The 17,474-nt window shown below is 64.6% G+C and carries 20 protein-coding genes; 13 read left to right on the top strand and 7 right to left on the bottom strand.

What is annotated here, in order from left to right:
- From ENJ19_11615 to ENJ19_11595, 5 genes are all read left to right on the top strand, one after another.
- A partial coding sequence (locus tag ENJ19_11615) for a tetratricopeptide repeat protein (GenBank protein HHM06369.1) occupies positions 1-629 on the top strand: 629 nt, incomplete at its 5' end.
- Positions 626-907 (top strand): hypothetical protein, encoded by a 282-nt coding sequence (locus tag ENJ19_11610; protein ID HHM06368.1) that lies wholly within the window; start codon positions 626-628, stop codon positions 905-907. The genes ENJ19_11615 and ENJ19_11610, both read left to right, overlap by 4 nt.
- Before the next feature lie 258 nt (positions 908-1,165).
- Positions 1,166-1,822, top strand: coding sequence for a MotA/TolQ/ExbB proton channel family protein (locus tag ENJ19_11605; protein HHM06367.1), 657 nt, complete (start codon positions 1,166-1,168; stop codon positions 1,820-1,822).
- Complete coding sequence (locus tag ENJ19_11600; protein ID HHM06366.1) at positions 1,819-2,331, top strand: biopolymer transporter ExbD; 513 nt, start codon at positions 1,819-1,821, stop codon at positions 2,329-2,331. Before ENJ19_11605 ends, ENJ19_11600 begins: the two co-directional genes overlap by 4 nt.
- Entirely contained in the window at positions 2,328-2,834 is a 507-nt protein-coding gene (locus ENJ19_11595) for a biopolymer transporter ExbD (GenBank protein HHM06365.1), read from the top strand. The genes ENJ19_11600 and ENJ19_11595 overlap by 4 nt, the downstream gene beginning before the upstream one ends.
- 83 nt (positions 2,835-2,917) lie before the next feature.
- On the opposite strand, the gene ENJ19_11590 is transcribed toward ENJ19_11595, so the two are convergent.
- Positions 2,918-3,193 carry a hypothetical protein gene (locus ENJ19_11590; GenBank protein HHM06364.1) on the bottom strand — a complete coding sequence of 92 codons (276 nt, stop codon included), beginning with the start codon at positions 3,191-3,193 and terminating at the stop codon, positions 2,918-2,920.
- Here ENJ19_11590 and ENJ19_11585 point away from each other — a divergent pair.
- The 3 genes from ENJ19_11585 to ENJ19_11575 all read left to right on the top strand — a co-directional run bounded on the left by ENJ19_11585 (position 3,177) and on the right by ENJ19_11575 (position 6,405).
- On the top strand, positions 3,177-3,785 hold the full coding sequence (locus ENJ19_11585; GenBank protein HHM06363.1) for a TonB family protein: 609 nt from the start codon (positions 3,177-3,179) through the stop codon (positions 3,783-3,785). The two genes, ENJ19_11590 and ENJ19_11585, sit on opposite strands and share 17 nt — an antisense overlap.
- A 66-nt stretch (positions 3,786-3,851) precedes the next feature.
- Positions 3,852-5,930, top strand: coding sequence for a thioredoxin domain-containing protein (locus ENJ19_11580; protein HHM06362.1), 2,079 nt, complete (start codon positions 3,852-3,854; stop codon positions 5,928-5,930).
- 70 nt (positions 5,931-6,000) lie between these two features.
- Positions 6,001-6,405 (top strand): YjbQ family protein, encoded by a 405-nt coding sequence (locus ENJ19_11575; GenBank protein ID HHM06361.1) that lies wholly within the window; start codon positions 6,001-6,003, stop codon positions 6,403-6,405.
- On the opposite strand, the gene ENJ19_11570 is transcribed toward ENJ19_11575, so the two are convergent.
- From ENJ19_11570 to ENJ19_11560, 3 genes are read right to left on the bottom strand one after another with little or no spacing between them, the layout of a single operon-like run.
- Entirely contained in the window at positions 6,402-7,049 is a 648-nt protein-coding gene (locus ENJ19_11570) for a deoxyribonuclease V (protein ID HHM06360.1), read from the bottom strand. The genes ENJ19_11575 and ENJ19_11570 overlap by 4 nt on opposite strands.
- A gap of 8 nt (positions 7,050-7,057) precedes the next feature.
- On the bottom strand, positions 7,058-7,435 hold the full coding sequence (locus tag ENJ19_11565) for a hypothetical protein (protein HHM06359.1): 378 nt from the start codon (positions 7,433-7,435) through the stop codon (positions 7,058-7,060).
- A 26-nt stretch (positions 7,436-7,461) separates the two neighbouring features.
- On the bottom strand, positions 7,462-8,019 hold the full coding sequence (locus ENJ19_11560) for an ankyrin repeat domain-containing protein (GenBank protein HHM06358.1): 558 nt from the start codon (positions 8,017-8,019) through the stop codon (positions 7,462-7,464).
- Positions 8,020-8,135: 116 nt separating this feature from the next.
- Between ENJ19_11560 and ENJ19_11555 the strand changes: the two genes are divergently transcribed.
- The 4 genes from ENJ19_11555 (at position 8,136) to ENJ19_11540 (ending at position 11,265) form a co-directional block, all read left to right on the top strand.
- On the top strand, positions 8,136-8,516 hold the full coding sequence (locus tag ENJ19_11555) for a hypothetical protein (protein HHM06357.1): 381 nt from the start codon (positions 8,136-8,138) through the stop codon (positions 8,514-8,516).
- 15 nt (positions 8,517-8,531) lie between these two features.
- Positions 8,532-9,428: a ketohexokinase gene (locus ENJ19_11550; GenBank protein HHM06356.1), complete on the top strand. Its 897-nt coding sequence runs from the start codon at positions 8,532-8,534 to the stop codon at positions 9,426-9,428.
- Positions 9,368-9,808, top strand: coding sequence for a pentapeptide repeat-containing protein (locus tag ENJ19_11545; protein HHM06355.1), 441 nt, complete (start codon positions 9,368-9,370; stop codon positions 9,806-9,808). Before ENJ19_11550 ends, ENJ19_11545 begins: the two co-directional genes overlap by 61 nt.
- Before the next feature lie 77 nt (positions 9,809-9,885).
- On the top strand, positions 9,886-11,265 hold the full coding sequence (locus ENJ19_11540; GenBank protein ID HHM06354.1) for a hypothetical protein: 1,380 nt from the start codon (positions 9,886-9,888) through the stop codon (positions 11,263-11,265).
- Here the strand turns inward: ENJ19_11540 and ENJ19_11535 are convergent.
- The 3 genes from ENJ19_11535 to ENJ19_11525 all read right to left on the bottom strand — a co-directional run bounded on the left by ENJ19_11535 (position 11,223) and on the right by ENJ19_11525 (position 16,834).
- Positions 11,223-13,418, bottom strand: coding sequence for an EAL domain-containing protein (locus tag ENJ19_11535; GenBank protein HHM06353.1), 2,196 nt, complete (start codon positions 13,416-13,418; stop codon positions 11,223-11,225). The genes ENJ19_11540 and ENJ19_11535 overlap by 43 nt on opposite strands.
- An 18-nt stretch (positions 13,419-13,436) precedes the next feature.
- Complete coding sequence (locus ENJ19_11530; GenBank protein HHM06352.1) at positions 13,437-14,630, bottom strand: hypothetical protein; 1,194 nt, start codon at positions 14,628-14,630, stop codon at positions 13,437-13,439.
- A 278-nt stretch (positions 14,631-14,908) separates the two neighbouring features.
- Complete coding sequence (locus tag ENJ19_11525; protein ID HHM06351.1) at positions 14,909-16,834, bottom strand: hypothetical protein; 1,926 nt, start codon at positions 16,832-16,834, stop codon at positions 14,909-14,911.
- 83 nt (positions 16,835-16,917) lie between these two features.
- On the opposite strand from ENJ19_11525, the gene ENJ19_11520 reads away from it, so the two are divergent.
- The gene (locus ENJ19_11520; GenBank protein ID HHM06350.1) at positions 16,918-17,349 is read left to right on the top strand and encodes an RNA-binding protein; all 432 of its coding nucleotides are present in this window, start codon (positions 16,918-16,920) and stop codon (positions 17,347-17,349) included.
- Positions 17,350-17,474 lie beyond the last annotated feature (125 nt).

Genomic DNA, 17,474 nt, shown 5'->3' with positions numbered 1-17,474 from the left:
CCGCCAGCGTCCCGCCGGCACCGGTCGCGGCAACCCCACCGGCTGCTGCGGAAGCGGACTCCGGTGTCGCTAACGCCCAGGAATCTGCGCCACCTGCGCAAACGGAAGAAGCCGAAGCGGCCGGGCCGGTGGTGGACGAGGCCACCCGCGAACGCTTCAGCGAAGCCATTGCCGCACTCAACAACGGCGATGATGCCCGCGCGGAAGCGCTGCTAAAGTCCGTCATTGAAGCACAAGAAAGGCTGGCCAGCCCGCACACCAACCTGGGCATCCTCTACACGCGCCAGGAGCGCCTTGAAGAAGCGCTGGCTCAGCTGCAAAAAGCCACCGAACTCAATCCCGATGATTATGTGGCACTGAACTATCTGGGCATCGTGCAAAGGAAACTGGGGCATTTCACCGCCGCCAGGGACGCGTATCAACAGGCTTTGAAACTCAAGCCCGACTATCCCTTTGCCCATCTCAATATCGCCATCTTGTTCGACCTGTATCTGGGCGAACTGGATCGCGCCCTGGCGCACTATGAGCGCTACCAGGCCCTGGACGGGGGCCAGAACAACAAGCTGACCGCCTGGCTGGCGGATCTCAAACAACGCATACGCTCATCAAAAGAGGAGGCGCAGCCATGAAAAAGGCCCTGCTGGCGGGCTGCCTTGTGGTGTTGTCGGCCCAAAGCGCCTGGGCGGTGGAAGACCGCCTGGAGCTGGACGAAACCCGCATACTGGGCAATCGCGAACTGCCGCGGGTCACCTTCGTCGTACCCTGGCGGGAAGTGGAAGACCGGTTGCCGGAGTGGACCTTCTCCCGGCAGGTGGACGTGCCCCTCAAGCCTCTGGACCGCGACACGCTGCAGCGGGAAATCCAGTATCTGCAGCAGCTGGGAACCCCGGCACCGGACTCACCATGATGCCGGGCGGGCCCAGCGCCGGCGGCGAAGCGTCGTAGTTTGACCCGCTTCAGCACGAGGAACAGAGCCGGATTTTCTAAGACCTGGACATGCGTGTGACACCCGTTGCGGGACCGGCCCTGGGTACCTTGAGTGCGCCGGGCCATCACTTTAAATTGCCACCCGCACAGCCGTTAGTTATGCAGGGATTTCGGGGCGCTATCGTGCCGTGCTTTGGAAATCCCGGTGCCTTGAATCACCAACCACGAGGAGAATCGGATGGAGACCTACCACACTATCGTGCGGTTTCTGCAAGAGGGAGGCGTGTTTATCTACCCCATCGTGCTCATTTTGGCCTTGGGTCTCGCCATCGCAATCGAGCGTTTCATGTACCTTTCGCGCACGCGCAGCGCCAATGTAAAAGTCTGGAACCAGCTGCTGCCCCTGATTGAGGCCGGCAAGTTCCGCGAGGCACGCCTGGCGGCGGAAGAGTCAGGCGCTGCGGTGGCGAAGATTCTGGCCTACGGCCTGTCCCGTCTGTCCAGCGCCAAACGCCGGGACGACATTGAAACCGCCATGGAAGAAGGCTTGATGGAAATGGTGCCACGCCTGGAAAAACGCACGCACTATCTCGCCACTTTTGCCAACATCGCCACGTTGCTGGGCCTGCTGGGCACCATCATCGGGCTGATCCAGGCCTTTACCGCCGTTTCCGCCGCCGACCCCGCGCAAAAGGCAGAACTGCTCTCTTCCAGCATTTCGGTGGCCATGAACACCACTGCCTTCGGCCTCATGGTCGCCATTCCCCTGTTGCTCATCTACGCCTTTTTGAGCAGCAAAACGACCGAACTGGTGGACAGTCTGGAGATGGCTTCCGTCAAGTTTCTCAACATCATCGGGGAACATGCCGCAACCTCCGGAAGCAAACCGGCATGAGAGCGCGCTTCCGCCGCCGGTCCTTCACACCGCCTACGCTGGATATCACCGCTTTTTTGAATTTGATGGTGATTCTGGTGCCGTTTTTGCTGATTACGGCGGTGTTCTCCCACTTGAGCATCCTGGAGCTGAACATTCCACCTTCAGTGGAAAACACCCAGACGCCCGAGGAAGACCTGGCGCTGGAAATCATCATCCGGCCCGACATGCTGCAGGTGGGTTTTCGCCAGGCCGGCATCATCGCCGAGCTGCCGCGGGCAGGCACCGAGCACGACTACCCGGGCCTGACCGAGGTGCTGAAAAAAGTCAAAGCGAGATTTCCCGACAAAGTGGACGCCACCATTCTGGCTGAGCCGGACACCGCTTATGACACGCTGATTCACGTCATGGACGCCACCCGCACCGTGGATATAGTCCGCGCCGGTTCGGTGGTGAAAGGGGAGTTGTTCCCCGCCCTGTCCGTCGGCGATGCGCCGCCGCTGACAGCCGGTGAGGAGACCGCGCAATGAAAATGTCCCGGCGCGCCCGGCGCATGAGCCGTCACCACCAGCGCCATTCCCGGCTGGTGTCCATCAACCTGGTGTCCCTGATGGATATTTTCACCATTTTGGTGTTTTTCCTGTTGGTGAACTCCTCCGACGTGCAGCAGGTGCCCAGCAGCAAAGCCGTGCGCCTGCCCGAATCCGTTGCCGAGCAACTGCCCAAGGAAACCATCGTGATTCTGGTCAACCAGCGCGATGTGGTGGTCCAGGGCCGGCCGGTGGCCAGGGTGGACGAGGTGATGGCGACACAGGACAGCGTCATCCCCGGCCTGCTGGAAGAGCTGCGCTATCAAGCCGCCAAATCGCGCCGCGTCGGCCCCAACGGGGAACCGGCCCAGGGAGAGGTCACCATCATGGGCGACAAACAGATCCCCTACCGGCTGCTGAAGAAAATCATGCTCACCTGCACCCAGGCCGACTACACCAATATTTCATTGGCCGTCGTGAAAAAGCTGAACCAGGAAGGATAGACCGTCGTGCCCCGTTTCTACCGCTCTTCGGATCTGCCCTGGACCCCGACCGCCGCGGAAGGGCGCAATCTGCGCCTGATCACCTACACGCTGCTGGTCCTGTTTGTGACACTCAGCCTGGTGGTTCCCTTTCTCAGCGTGCCCAAACTGGAGCGCTCCAAAGCGGAAAGCCTGCCGCCCCGCCTGGCCAAGCTGGTGTTGGAGCAAAGCAAACCCGAGCCGCCGCCGCCCCCCCCGCCGGCGGAGGAAGAAGCTGAGCCGGAACCGGAGCCCGAACCCGAACCGGAACCGGAGCCTGAACCGGAGCCTGAACCCCAACCGGCGGAAGAAGCGCCCCAAGACGTGGAACAGGCCCGCAAAAAAGCCGCCAGTTCCGGCCTGCTGGCGCTCAGCAACGAACTTGCCGATCTGCGCCGGAGCCCCCTTGCGGCTCTGCTGCCCAAGAAACCGTTGATCCAGGTCACCGACGCCCCGTCAGGACCCAAGCGTTCCCTGATCACCAGTCGGGCCGGCAGTGGCAGCGGCGGCATTGACACCTCCACCCTCAGCACCGACGTGGGAGAAACCACCCTGGCCTCGCGCGCCACCACCGTGGTGGAAAGCGAAGCCCTGCTCGAAGAAGAATCAGCCAAGCCCGTGGCCCGTGAAGGCCGCAAAGCCCAGCGCAGCGTGGAGCAGATTCAACTGGTGCTGGATCAGAACAAAGGCGCCATTTACGCCCTGTATCACCGGGCCCTGCGCCGTGACCCGACCCTGCAGGGCAAGGTTGTGCTGGATATCACCATCGACCCCCCGGGCAACGTCAGCGCCTGCAAAGTGGTGTCGTCTGAACTCAAGGCGCCGCGCCTGCAAAGGAAGCTGTGCTCGCGCATCAAGTTGTTCCAGTTCGGTGCCCAGGAGGTGGAAACCATGGTGTTCACCTGGCCCATAGACTTCTTGCCCACCTCTTGATTGGGGGGGCAGCGCCAGTTCCCTCCCTGGGCTGCTGGGCCGCCCACTCAAGTTAAGGAGGGCCTCATGAACACCGCCCCACACCGCAATCGTCTGGCCGGGGAACTCAGCCCCTATCTGCGCCGGCATGCCCGCCAACCGGTGGACTGGTATCCCTGGAACGCCCAAGCGTTGGCGCGGGCGCGGCGGGAAGAGCGCCCCATCCTGCTCTCCATTGGCTATTCCGCCTGCCACTGGTGCCATGTCATGGCCCACGAATGCTTTGATGACGAGGCCGTCGCCGCCCTCATGAACCGGCTGTTCGTCAACATCAAGGTGGACCGGGAAGAGCGGCCGGATCTGGACAAGATCTACCAAAGCGCCCATCATATCTTGACCCAGCGCAGCGGCGGCTGGCCGCTCACCGTTTTTCTCACCCCTGATCAGCAGCTGCCGTTTTTCAGCGGCACCTATTTTCCCAAGACGCCGCGCCACGGCCTGCCGGCCTTTCCCGCCCTGCTGGAACAGGTGGCTGCCTATTTCGCCACGCACCGCGACGAAATCGAGCAACAGGGCGACCGTGTCCACGCCGTGTTTGCCCAACTCCAAGCCCCCACCCCGCTGGCCGCGGCCAACTTGGACGCCCTGCCCCTGGATGCCGCCCGCGCCCAGCTGGGCCAGGCCTTCGATAAACGCCACGGTGGTTTTGGCGGCGCCCCCAAATTCCCCCACCCCGGCCACATCGAACGCCTGCTGCGTCACTGGCACGCCACCGGCGCCGCCGATGAGGCCGCCCTGGCCATGGCCACCCACACCCTGGACCAGATGGCGACGGGGGGGCTTTTCGATCACCTCGGCGGCGGCTTTTTCCGTTACGCCGTGGACGAGGGCTGGGAGATTCCCCACTTTGAGAAAATGCTCTGCGACAACGGCCCCCTGCTGGCCCGCTATGCGCAAGCCTGGCAAGTCACCGGGAAAGCGATCTACCGCACAGTCGCGGAAACCACCGCGGCCTGGGTGCAGCGGGAAATGCAAGGGCCGGAAGGGGGCTATTATTCCACCCTGGACGCAGACGATCCCGCCGGGGGCGAAGGGGCCTTTTACCTGTGGGACCGCCAAGAAATCGCCACCGTGCTGGGACCCGCCGACTCACACCTGTTCGCCACTTGCTACAGCCTGGACGAGACGCCCGATTTTGAGGGCCGCTGGCATCTGCGCCAGCGCGCCCCGCTCACCGTTCTCGGTCCACGCCTGGATCTGGCCCCGGCCGCTTTGGACAACCGCCTGCGCCGCGCCCGGGAACGTTTGTTCGCGGTGCGGGAAAGACGCCCCCGTCCGGCGCGGGACGAGAAAATCCTCACCGGCTGGAACGGCCTGATGATCAGCGCCATGGCCACCGCCGGGTGGCTGTTGGAGCGGGAGGACTACCTGGCCTCAGCCAGCCGCGCTTTGGATTTCATCCGCGCCGAACTGTGGCAAGAGGGCCGCCTCTGGGCCGTGTACAAAGACGGCCAGCGTCGTCAGGGCGCCTTTTTGGACGACTACGCCTTCCTCATTGACGGCATTCTGGCCCTCGCCCAGGCCCGCTGGCGCGATGGCGAACTGGATTTCGCCGCAGCCCTGGCGGATGTCCTGCTGGCCCGTTTTCAGGATCCCGCCGGCGGCTTTTTCTTCACCGCCGACGACCACGAGCCTCTCATCCACCGCCCCAAGCCCTGGGCCGACGACGCCACCCCCGCCGGCAACGGCATCGCCGCCCAGGCGCTGCTCCGCCTGGGTCAAGTGCTGGGACATGCCCCTTACCTGGAGGCGGCCGGGCGCACCGTACGCGCTGCCTGGAACGCCATGGGGCAACTGCCCCATGCCCACGGCAGCCTGCTGGGTGCCCTGGAGGCGCTGCGCTATCCTGCGGAATTGCTCATCATCCGGGGCGACGAGGAACGCTGCGCCCACTGGCGCAGGCGTCTGGCCCGCCGCTACGCGCCCCGGCGCTACAGCCTGGTAATCCCCCACGCCGCGGCGGCGCTGCCGGGCCGCCTGGCCCGGTGCCCGGCCGCCGGGGAATGGGTAGCCTACGTCTGCCGGGGCAGCCAGTGCGACCCCCCCTTAAATGACACCGCCGCCCTGGAGCGTCTCCTCACCGCCGGCGAGCACGGCGGGCCGTAGGCCGGGCGCTGGCGCCCCAGGGCGGCGCCCGCTACCATAGGGCGCCGGTTTCAGCGATCCGGCGCAGCCCATGATTCACACCCTTACTATCGAAACGCCCGGCTCCGGCCTGCACGAAATCACCGCCGCCATCAACACCATGCTGCGCGAAAGCGGGGCGGTGGAGGGCTTGTGCACCTTGTGCATCCAGCACACTTCCGCCAGCCTCTTGATCCAGGAAAACGCCGACCCGGCCGTCCGGCGCGACCTGGAGGCCTGGCTGTGCCGCCTGGCCCCTGAAGGCGACCCCTTGTACACCCACACCTCCGAGGGTCCCGACGACATGCCCAGCCATATCAAAGCCGCTCTCACCGCCACCAGCCTGGGCATCCCCTTTCAAAACGGGCACCTGTGCCTGGGCACTTGGCAGGGGGTGTTTCTGTGGGAACACCGCCGTCAGGGCAGCCGCCGCCGGCTCGTCGTGCATCTGAGCTAGCCGGAGGCCAGGCGGTGGGCGGCGCGGGTGGTCTCGGGCAGGCGAAAGCGGGTGGTGCAGCGCAGCACGTAATCGATGGCGGTGGCCAGGCTGATGCGGTGGCCGGAGGAAACATAAACGGGCCGCACCCCGCGGCGGGTGCGCAGCACGGCGCCGATGATCTCTTCCTTGTCCTTAAGGGGGGTCCAGTCCCCTTTTTCGTTGCCTGCCGGGCCATGGTGGCCCACCAGGCGGCTTTTGGCCACGCCGACGGCGGGCAGGTCCGTCAGCACGCCCAGGTGGCAGGCGAGGCCAAAGCGGCGGGGATGGGCGATGCCCTGGCCGTCGCAGAGCAATAAATCAGGCGGCGTGCGGAGGGCGTCCAGGGCCTTTAGCACCGCCGGCGCCTCGCGAAAGGACAGCAGACCCGGGATATAGGGGAAAGAAGTGGGAAGGCGGGCAATGGTGTGTTCCAGCGGCATCAGCCCGGGGAAGCCCAACACTACCACCGCCGCCCGGGTGATGGCGCCGTCTTGTTCAAAGCCCACGTCCACACCGGCCACCCGCTGCACCGTGGGCAAGCGGTCTTCGGTGATGACCCGGTGGCGCAGCGCCTGTTGCAGGGCCACGGCTTCGGCCGGGCTCGCCGGCCACGGCTGGTGCACCGGCCCCTTCAGCGCAGGTGGGCCTCTATGGCCCGGATGGCGGCCAGTTCATCTTCGGAGTACAAGCCCTCCATGGACTCACCCGCCCGCAACTGCCGGTGAGGCAGGGTCACCAGCTCCACCAAGTCGCGGGCGTTTTTGTCGTTTTTGTCCCACTCTCCCCGGGCCAGGGCCTTGAGGGTGGCGGCGTAGCTGTAGCCCCCGTCGCGAAACACTGTTTCCACAAAACGTTTTCTGTCCTCCGCCGGAAGCTGCATGGGGCTGGTGGGCAGGGCGTCAGCCAGGGCTTCGTATTCCGATGCCAGGGTCTGCAAGGTGGCCAGCCGGCCGACGGGGGCGGGTGTCTCCGGACCGCGGTCACAGGCCGTGACCAGGAGGGCCAGCATGATCATCCAGGCCGGGCGCGAGGGCATCACAGCTTCGCCCCCGCAGCCTGAAGCACACTGGCCACGTCCTGGTGGTCTTCCTTGAGGGCCAGTTGCAGGGGTGTCCAGTTGTCTTTGGTTTTAATGTTGTAATCAGCATGGTGCCTGAGCAGGGCGGCCGCCACGTCTTTGTATCCCCGGGCCGCCGCCCAGTGCAGCGCGGTCCAGCCGCCGTCTTCCTGGGCGTTGACCGACGCACCGCGTGCCAGCAGGGCCTGCACGGTTTCAAGATGCCCTTTCATGGCAGCGCGCATCAGCGGCGTCCAGCCGGAATCGTCGCGGACATCGATGTCGGCGCCACGATCCAGCAACAGCGTGACCAGCTCCGTATTGCCCATGCGGGCGGCGTGAATCAGGGCTGTCCAGCCGTAGTTGTTGCGCTCATTGATATCGGCGCCCTGATCCAACAGGGACACCACCGCCTCGCGGTCATCGTCCAACACCTTTTCCATCAAGGGCGTATTGTTGTCGCAGGCCGCCAACGCGGCGGCCAGGGCCGCGGGCAACAAGATCCGTCGTATCGGGTTCATGCTTGACTTGGCCATTGCTTGAACAAGCAGCTAATACTAGCAGGTTTTGTCTCGCGGCAGCGCGCATATCCCCCCGGCCGGTGACTCGGCTATAATAGCGCCGTTTCCACCGCCAAGCCGGAGCGGCCGCCATGAAAAATTTCAAATGTCCCCGTTGCCACGAAGCCTCTATCACCCCCAAAGAGAAATTGCGGGCCGCGTGGTGGGCGAATATTTTCTGTCCGGAATGCGGGGGCAAGGCCTGTGCTTACCCCTGGGTGATGGTGGTGGTGTTTGTGGCCCACAGTTGGAACATCGCCTGGTGGATCGGCATGTTCTACTACACCCACAACTACATGCATTTCGTCTACCTTGTTTTGGGCTGGGTCACCATTGATTACCTCAGCGTCACCTTCGTCCCGCTGGCGCGAATGAAGATGGCGCAGACAGCGGCGCCCAAGCCCCCTGCGGAGGCGGCGCCCCCTGAGGCGGGCTACGCCAAACCGGATTCGAAAACCAGCCATTCGTCATGAGCCGATAAGGCCGCTATGGCCCAGGTATTGGGGGTGGGTGTCGCCACCGTGGACATCATCAACACGGTGGCGGTTTATCCTTCCGAGAATGGGGAAGTGCGCGCCCTGGACCAACGCATTCTGCGGGGTGGCAATTGCACCAACACCCTGGTGGTGCTCAGCCTGCTGGGCCATCGCTGCACCTGGGCGGGCACCCTGGGGGACGATCCGGACAGCCGCCTCGTCATCACCGACCTCAGCGCCCACGGTGTGAACCTCGACCCCGTGTGCCGCGTCAGCAGGGCCAAGACCCCCGTTTCTTACATCACGCTGAGCCAGGCCACAGGCTCGCGCACCATCGTCCATTACCGCCAACTGCCAGAGTTCAGCGCGGAGGATTTTGCCCGCATTGACCTTGCGCCCTTCCAATGGCTGCACTTCGAGGGACGCCATGTCGCCGACACCGCCGCCATGTTGCAGCGTGCCGCGAAGCTTCGAACTGATGCCCCCATCTCGGTGGAAATAGAAAAACCCCGCCCCCATGTGCAGCGCCTGTTTCCCCGGGCCGACGTGCTGTTTTTTTCCCGCCACTATGCCGAGGCCTGCGGATTTGCGGACGGACCGGCGTTCCTCAAAGCCATGGAAGGTCTGGCACCGAAGGCGGAGCGGGTGCTGGCCTGGGGGGAGCGGGGGGGCTACGTGGCGCTGCCCGGGGAGGCTGAGCCCCTCCACGCGCCCGCCACCCCGTTGTCCCGGGTGGTGGATACCCTGGGTGCGGGCGATACTTTCAACGCCGCTTATATCGACGCCCGCCTGCGGGATCTGGCGCCCGCCGAGGCACTGACCCGGGCCTGTCTCCTCGCCGGAAGAAAATGCGCGCAGCGGGGTCTGGAAGTGGCGGACGCCGGGACGGGGGAGGGCAGTATGTCATGATTGAAATCTTCGACCGCAGAGGTTTTACGGTGTTGCTGAGCCTCCCCGGGGACAGCCTGCGGGAGGCAGCGCTGGCGGGGGCCGACCTGAACAATGCAAACCTGGTGGATTTGGACCTCCATCGGGCCGATTTCCGCCGGGCCCGGTTGCGGGATGCCGATTTCCGGCTGGCGCGGCTCCAGCACGCCCGGCTCAATGACGCCGATTTGTGCGGTGCTGACCTTTCCGGAGCGGATCTCAGCGGCGCGGACTTAAGAGGCGCCAAGCTTCTGGGCGCGCGCTTGTCCGGCGCCCGCCTGCAGGGCACCCGGGTCAGCACCGGCGCTCTGGGAATGGCGCTGGCGGAGGATACCGATTTGAGCGCAGTCATCACCGGCTGAAGCGCCCCGCCCGGCCCGTTAGCTGGTCTGGTTTTTGCACCTCCAGCTCGTGCCCCAGGGAACGCCGGAAGATTGACATGTACCGTCACCACTTCGGATTGCACTCCGATCCTTTCCAGCTTACGCCCGACACTCAACGCTTCTTTCCCGGTGCCATGCGTGGCGCCATTCTTGACGCGCTGTTCTACGTCCTGCGCAGCGGTGGCGGCTTCGCCAAAGTCAGCGGCGAGATCGGCAGCGGCAAGACCATGCTGTGCCGCATGCTGGGGGAGCGGCTGCGGAATCAGGCCACCGTGCTCTACCTGCCCCATCCCACACTTTCCCCTGATGAGCTGCTGCGCACCCTGGCGCGGGAACTCAAGCTCCCCTTGAACGCGGCGACCTTGCGCTACGAACTGTTGGGGGCGTTGCACGACGCCCTTATCGCCCGCCACCGGGATGGGCAAAACGTGGTGGTGCTGGTGGAGGAAAGCCAGGGCATGCCCCAGGAGACCCTGGAAGAACTGCGCCTGCTGTCAAACCTCGAAACCCAGCGGGCGACGTTGCTGCAAGTGGTGTTGTTCGGCCAGCCGGAGCTGGATCTGCGCCTGGCCCGGTCGGACCTGCAGGCGGTCCGGGCCCGCATCATCCACGGCTTTACCCTGCCCCCGCTGACCGCTTCTGAAATTCGCGACTATGTGGCATTTCGCCTGGCCCAGGCCGGCCACCGGGGTGAAGGGCTCTTTTCTGACCACGCCCTGCGCGTCTTGAGCCGCGCCAGCCGTGGTGTGATGCGCCGCATCAATGTGCTGGCGCATAAAGCCTTGCTTGCCGCTTACGCCGACACCAGCGCGCGGGTGGCGGGCGCCCATGTGCGCGCCGCCCGGGCCGATACGGCCCTTGGGGGGGGACAAGGCCAAAACAACCGGCAAATCCTGCGCCTGGGAGGCGCGACCATGGGCCTTATGGCCCTGGCGGCCAGCGCCTATGCCATTGTGTCGTCCCCCAGGCCAGGCAAGGTGGCGCTGATGACCGAGCCCGCAGCGCTGTCGGTCCCGACCGCCACCCCCGCACAAAGCACACCCTTTACACAACACCTGGCCGTCGCCCGCAGCCTGCTGCTGGGCCAGCCCCGGTTGTCGGGTTACACGATCCAATTGCTGCTCAGTGATTCGGACGACCCCGGGGATATGAACCGCTTCCTGCGGCAAGACGAGGTGGCGGCCCTCAGCGACAGGCTGCTGGTCTTTCCCACCCGGCTGAGGCAGGCCCGCCGCTGGGCCCTGGCGTACGGCCGTTTTGGCAGTTTGCGGGAGGCGCGTGCCGCCCTCGCGGCCCTGCCGCCGGGCCTGCGTCGTTACCGCCCATATGTGCGGGGTCTGGCAGCGGTGCAGGCTGAGGCACTGCGCCACGGCCTGGGGGTGCAGGGCAAGGCTCAGCTGCGCCGCAACAAGCCGTCGGCGTCTTCGCCAGGCTGAGGACGGGCGAACAAAAAGCCCTGCGCCCAGCCGCACCCGAGTTCCCGGAGCCGTTCCCACTGCACCGTGGTTTCCACCCCTTCCGCCACCACTTTCAGCGACAGGTTCTTCGCCAATAACAGGATGGTGTTGACCAGTTCCCGGCTGGCATCGTCCTGTTCCATGCCCTGGACAAAGGAGCGGTCTATTTTCAGGCCATCGAAGGGAAAGCGGTGGAGGTAGCTCAAAGACGAGTAGCCGGTCCCGAAGTCGTCGATGTAGATTTTCAGCCCCAGATCCTTGAGCGCGCGGAAGATGTCGCTGGCCTCCTGGGCGTTGTACATGATAACGCTTTCGGTGATCTCCAGGGCCACGGTGGCCGGATCCACCTCCAGTGAGCTCATGGTGGTCTTGATGTAGTCTACGAAGTTGTGTTGCCAGAACTGGCGCGGGGAGATGTTCACGTTGACCACCGTGTGGCGTTCTGGATATCGCTGTGCCCAGGTGCGCGCCTGGCGGCAGGCCTCTTGGAACACCCATTGACCAATGGGCACAATCAAGCCTGTCTCCTCCGCCACGGGAATGAATTCCGCCGGTGAGACCATGCCCTGCTCCGGGTGGATCCAGCGCAGCAGCGCCTCGAAACCGGTGATGCGCCGGTCTTTCAGGGCGACGATGGGCTGGTAGTGCAGGGTCAACTGCTCTGCCTGGATGCTCTTGCGCAGCTCCGTTTCCAGTTGCAGGCGGTTGACCGCTTTGTGATGCATGCTGCGGTCGAAAATCACGTAGCGCGACTTGCCCTGCACCTTGGCGAAATACATGGCGGTATCAGCATCGCGCAGCATTTCTTCTGCCTGCTGGTATCCCAGGTTGCTGAGGGTGATGCCGATGCTGACGGTGGCGAACACGTCCTGCCCCTGAATGCAGCTCGGCAGTTTGAGCCGTTCTTCCAGGCGCTGGGCAATGCGGGCGGCATCGGCCGGTTCATTGATCTCGGTCAGCAGCACGGCGAATTCATCGCCGCCCAGGCGGCTGACCACGTCACCCGCCCGCACCACAGCCTGGATCCGCCGGGCCAGGTCTTTGAGCAAGTCATCGCCGGCGAGATGGCCCAGGCTGTCGTTGACCACTTTGAAACGGTCCACATCGATGGCCATTACCGCAAAACAACGGCCGCTGTGGCGTTGCGCCTGAATCAGGGCGCGGCGCAGCGGTTCCATGAATCCGATGCGGTTGGTAAGCCCCGTGAGGGGGTCGTGCAAGGCGTCATGCAGCAGGCGCTGCTCGGCCTCCACCCGGTCGGTGACATCCCGCGCGGACAGGTAGATCAGCTGTTCATCCGCGTAGGCCACGGCCCGGCAGGACAACCAGCGAAAATTCCGCTCGCGATGCCGGAAACGCACTTCGCATTCGCTGCGGTCCTTGCTTACGGTGAGCTGCTTCAGTGCGGTTTCCGCTTTCTCCCGGTCGTCTTCATGCAACAACGAGCGCAGGTCCCGCCCCACCAGGGCGCTGCCGTCGTAACCCAGGCTATGGGCCCAGGCCCGGTTTACTTGTCTAAAGCAGCCGTCGAAGCCGATGACAGCCATGAGATCCAGGGACAGGTCAAAAAACCGGTCCCGCTCGCGCAACGCATCGCGCAATTCCGCCGTCAGCAGAGCCTGGGACACCAGCGGTGTATAGCGTTCCGCCAGTTTCACATGCGCAGGGCCGAAATAGCGGGCCTCGGGGTGGGTGCAGACCAAGATGGCGGGATGGGCCTCGCCCCGCAGGCGCAAGTGCAAGGCGGAGGCCGTGCCGGCCCGCAGCTCGGGCGCCTGGGCCTGCCACTCCGGCACCAGCCCCACGTCGAAGGCCGCCACGGGACGGCCCGCCAACACCCGGCTGAAAAGAGACTGGGGTTGCCACCGGCTGCCGACAAAGCGCCGTGCAGTGCTGACGATGGGCGTGAAGCTGCCGTCGTCCTGCACCCCGAGAATAAAGCCCTCGTCAAAGGCGAGCAGATTACGCAACACGTCCAGAATCGCCGCAAACAGCGTATCGGTGTCTTCCGAGAAGGTGATGGCCTTGAGGCCCTCCACCAGGGCCTCGCTCTCCAGGCGCAGCTCATGTTCGCGCTGGCGCGCCCGCTCCAGATCAAGCAGCGTCTCCAGCATCAATTCAGGGCGGGCCACCAGTGATGTTCTCCGACTCTACTTGCGAAACAACAGGACTGAAATCATCAAATTGCCGTGGCGGTTTTCACCGCCAACGAAACAGCCTTGTTCACCGAAGGTGAACAGACCGAGAAAGGGTGTTCCAGGCAGGGCCGAGCGCAAGCCCTCCACCACCTCATCCATGCGATCCTGTACCGTGAGCATGCAGCCGGCGCAATAGACCACCAGGGCACCGGCGACTTCATCCGCCCTGGCGTCGTAGGTGTCCAAAGCGGCAGCCGCCACGCGTCCGGCGCGGCTTACCAGGCTGTCGACGGTGCCCTCCATAAATACGATATCGTCACCTTCCGCGATATCAGTAAACAGGCTCAGCCCGTCCTGGGCGGTCACCGCGTCGGGGTGGGAGAGCTGGTAATAGGGCACGCCACCCACCTTGCCCACCTCCCGCGCCAGGGGGTGCAAGGTGGTGCGCGCCAGCACATTGCCACCGCTGCCGAGCACGTCGGAAAATTCCCCGCCGCACCAGTCGTTGTACACCCTGGCCGCGGGCTGGCCGTCGATCTCCAGCAGTGTGCGCCCTTCGGCCCGGGTCACCGTGCCCCGTTTGGCGGTGGGCTCGTAGCCGCTGTGAAACCCCCACAACAGCTCACGGCTGGGAAACATGGCGGCCACGGTTACCGCATCGCTGAACACCTCCCCGTTGGCCAGCTGGCGCCAGTTGCCCGTAACCGTGTTGTCCGCCGCCGAACCGCCGACAATGGGGACGTCCCGGCCAATCACCTCGCTGATGCCGGCGATGACCTGTTCCTCCTGCCCCGGTGCGGCCGTGAGCCACACCAGGGCCGGCACTTCGCCGGCGCAATCGGCCTGAGTCAGTGCCTGACGCATGGCAGCTTTGGCGGCGCGCCGGGCGTCGCTGCCCAGCACCGCGGCACCGACGCCGTAGCGGCCATCAGGGTCACGAACGCCAAACAGGCCCAGGCCGCTGCCGTCCCGGCCGTGAAAGCCTTCTTCAGTCATCACTCCCAGGCAACTGGTCCCCCCCTGTATGGGGACCACGGGCGCCAGGGCGCGCAAGGTGCTGAGCACCTGTTCCAGGTCGTAGGCCACGGTGCCGTACACGCCCATGAAGGAAGGCGTCCCGCCCAGTTTGTCCTTGAGCGCCTGGTAGGCCGATTCCACCGAATCGTCCACGCCTTCATCCGTCGTCCAAGTAGTCGCGATCTTCACACGTCACCTCCTCAGGATTGCTGACGTTCGATTTGGTAATCATAGATTGTAAAGAGGCGCTGCGGGGAGACTGGACATACAGGCTTGTTGAAAAACTCGCTTTTCAACAAGCTGTGAACGGTGTGGGAATGCACCGTCATGTTTTAAGCTTAACGAGGACGAGTCATTGAACAGGCGAGGCCGCTGCAAACCGCGTATGCGGCTGCCGGCCTTGAAAAAAGGCCAGGAAGGCTTTTTTCAACATTCTGCTAGACGGGGGCCAACAGGCGGAAGATCCTTCAGGGCTTGCGGTCGTAATCGTAGTCCAGGTAGGAAATCCGGGGAGCACCGGCGGCATGGCTCACCCCCAGGGTGATTCGTCCTGAGAAGGTCTGGGGCGGCCGCCGCTGGCTTTCGCTCACGACGATGGCGAAGCGCCCCTCCCCCCGCAGCTCATCAGCGCCCGTGCGGCGCCAGGCGATGTCGCTGATTTCGATCCGGCGGGACTCGGTGGCGGCGAACAGTTGCTCATAGGCTGAAGCAATCGCGCCGCGGTCCCGGCTTTGGTTTACCGTTACATCCTGGTCGAACAGTGCCATCAGGGCCTGGGGGTCACCCCGCCTATAGATATCAATGAAGCGGTCCAACAGGGCCTCCACCGGCTTCCCGGGCAGAGCGGGGCCGTCGCTGCCGGTGTGGGCCACCGGGACTACGCCACGTCCTGAGGAAGACGGCCGCGACAGTGCCAGCCGCGGCGCCACGACGCCGCTTTGAGGCAGGGCAGCCGGGCTGGCCGCAGGAGACGCCGCGTGCGGGGCCACTTTTGCCACGATGGACCTCAGCCAGGCGGGCTCAGCACTCCACAATGCCACCAGCCCCAAACCGACCACCAACAGCAGAATACCGCTCCAGCGCCGCGGTCTTGGGGGCGCGGGCGGCTCTTCCGCTTCAGGCGGGGATGGGCGCCCGGCCATGTCCTGCCAGGGCGGGGGGCCAACGGCAACCTGGGGTTTGGTGGGTGGTGGCGGCTCTTGAAGAGGGACATGTTCCTGATCAGGCGCGGGCGGCGGGCCGGCGGAAGGGGCCGGACCGGGTGTGTGTGACGCCGCGGCAGGCGCGACGGCGGGAGCGGGTGCCAGTGTTGCAGGGGGGGGCGACGCCGGCGCGGGCGCTTCGCTTTTCTCTGACCCTTGCGGCGCGGATGTTCGCGCAGGCTCGGGACGGGCCGCCGGGGGCGTCGCTGCGGTGAACGTTTCCTCCCGCGGGGGAGGTGGCGGCGGTTCCTGGTTGAGCAGTTCGCCACCGAATTCCATGTTCATTTCATCCACCACGGCGCGCACCACCTGCTCGTCGATCTGGTGCAGACCTTCCATGCCGCCGAACAACAACAGGCGTTCACACAAGGTGTTTACGCGGCGCGGCACACCGCCGCTGAAATGGTGAATGGCGTGGAACGCTGCCGGGGTAAAAGCCGGATCGCCCACCCAGTCCACGCACCGCAGGCGATGCTCAACATAGCCGGACAACTCCGCCGCCGCCAGGGGTTGGAGATGATGGGCGACCAGCACCCGCTGGCGGAACTGTTCCATATCCGGCCGGCCAAGCAGGTCGCGCAAGGGCGGCTGACCCAGGAGCACCACCTGCAAAAGGGGATGATCGCCACTGTGCCAGTTGGTCAGCATGCGCAGCTCTTCGAAGGAGGCGGGGGGGAGATTGTGGGCCTCGTCCACCAGCAGCAGGGCGCGACGGCCATCGCGGCAGACGCGCAAAAAGCCACTTTGCAGCGTGTGCAGCAAACCGCCTTTGCTGCCGCTCATGGGCAGGCCGAAACTGTCTGCCACCATGGTGAGCAAGTCGTCGGGCGCCAGTTGGGTGGTCACCAACGTGCCCACCACCCATTCCCGGGGAGGCACTTCGGCAAGCAGGGTGCGTACCATCAGCGTTTTGCCGGTGCCAGGCTCCCCGGTGAGCACCACAAAGCCTTCGCCCTGATGCAGGCCATAGCGCAGATAAGCCAGGGCACGCTGATGGGTGCGGCTGGTATAGTAAAACTTCGGGTCGGGACTCAGGCGGAAGGGCTTGGCGCTGAGGCGGTAAAAAGATTCGTACATGACTCTTTCCAATTCGTCCGACTGCGTAGAGTTCTTGTGTATTCCACGCCATCGGGAAGGTTCTGCTTGATGCGGCAGTTGCGTCCTTGCCATCCCGACGCCGCCGTTATCCATGCTATCGTCCCGGGGTGACAGTTCTCCACCGGTTCGCCTCGACACTTTGCAGGATTAACGATTTTGGGAAGGCTTTAGACTACATGAGCGTCAAGAAAAACGCACGAACTCCCGCCGCGCCAGCCGAGGAGGAAAAACGCATCCGCTTGGACAAGTGGCTGTGGGCAGCGCGCTTTTTTAAAACCAGAGCCTTGGCCAGCGAGGCCGTCAACGGGGGTAAAGTGCATTTGAACGGCAAGCGCATCAAGCCCGCCCACACCGTCTGCCCGGGGGATGAGTTGCGCATACGCAAAGGCCCGGTTGAATTCGTTGTGCGGGTGCAAAAGCTCAGCCGCCGGCGTGGCCCCGCCAGCGAAGCGGTCTTGCTTTACGAAGAAACCGAAACCAGTCGCGCGGCCCGCGCCCTCGCCACCGAGCAGCGACGGGTTGAAGCCTCTCGCAATCCTCACCCCAAGGGCCGGCCCAGCAAGCGGGACCGGCGCCAGATTCACCGTTTCAGCGGCAAAGGTGTTTGAGTCTGACGATCAGGCTGCGCCGTCGCGGGTCTCAGCGGGTAAACTGTCACGCACGGCGAGATAAAGCAGCGCGTTGCTGGCGGCATTGACAGGATTGAGGCGCACGCCGACGCGGTAGTTTTCAT

It is taken from the genome of Gammaproteobacteria bacterium (assembly GCA_011375345.1).
Classification (GTDB): Bacteria; Pseudomonadota; Gammaproteobacteria; order DRLM01; family DRLM01; genus DRLM01.
The sequence above is the reverse complement of the archived record's forward strand: the minus strand, read 5'-3'. Positions and strand labels throughout refer to the sequence as shown.

What these genes read in the sequence shown, in the direction of transcription:
- ENJ19_11610 (HHM06368.1), top strand. Translation starts at nt 626, where the DNA reads ATGAAAAAGGCCCTGCTGGCGGGCTGCCTTGTGGTGTTGTCGGCCCAA.
- ENJ19_11605 (HHM06367.1), top strand. Translation starts at nt 1,166, where the DNA reads ATGGAGACCTACCACACTATCGTGCGGTTTCTGCAAGAGGGAGGCGTG.
- ENJ19_11600 (HHM06366.1), top strand. Translation starts at nt 1,819, where the DNA reads ATGAGAGCGCGCTTCCGCCGCCGGTCCTTCACACCGCCTACGCTGGAT.
- ENJ19_11595 (HHM06365.1), top strand. Translation starts at nt 2,328, where the DNA reads ATGAAAATGTCCCGGCGCGCCCGGCGCATGAGCCGTCACCACCAGCGC.
- ENJ19_11580 (HHM06362.1), top strand. Translation starts at nt 3,852, where the DNA reads ATGAACACCGCCCCACACCGCAATCGTCTGGCCGGGGAACTCAGCCCC.
- ENJ19_11575 (HHM06361.1), top strand. Translation starts at nt 6,001, where the DNA reads ATGATTCACACCCTTACTATCGAAACGCCCGGCTCCGGCCTGCACGAA.
- ENJ19_11565 (HHM06359.1), bottom strand. Translation starts at nt 7,435, where the DNA reads ATGCTGGCCCTCCTGGTCACGGCCTGTGACCGCGGTCCGGAGACACCC.
- ENJ19_11560 (HHM06358.1), bottom strand. Translation starts at nt 8,019, where the DNA reads ATGGCCAAGTCAAGCATGAACCCGATACGACGGATCTTGTTGCCCGCG.
- ENJ19_11555 (HHM06357.1), top strand. Translation starts at nt 8,136, where the DNA reads ATGAAAAATTTCAAATGTCCCCGTTGCCACGAAGCCTCTATCACCCCC.
- ENJ19_11550 (HHM06356.1), top strand. Translation starts at nt 8,532, where the DNA reads ATGGCCCAGGTATTGGGGGTGGGTGTCGCCACCGTGGACATCATCAAC.
- ENJ19_11545 (HHM06355.1), top strand. Translation starts at nt 9,368, where the DNA reads ATGCGCGCAGCGGGGTCTGGAAGTGGCGGACGCCGGGACGGGGGAGGG.
- ENJ19_11540 (HHM06354.1), top strand. Translation starts at nt 9,886, where the DNA reads ATGTACCGTCACCACTTCGGATTGCACTCCGATCCTTTCCAGCTTACG.
- ENJ19_11525 (HHM06351.1), bottom strand. Translation starts at nt 16,834, where the DNA reads ATGGATAACGGCGGCGTCGGGATGGCAAGGACGCAACTGCCGCATCAA.
- ENJ19_11520 (HHM06350.1), top strand. Translation starts at nt 16,918, where the DNA reads ATGAGCGTCAAGAAAAACGCACGAACTCCCGCCGCGCCAGCCGAGGAG.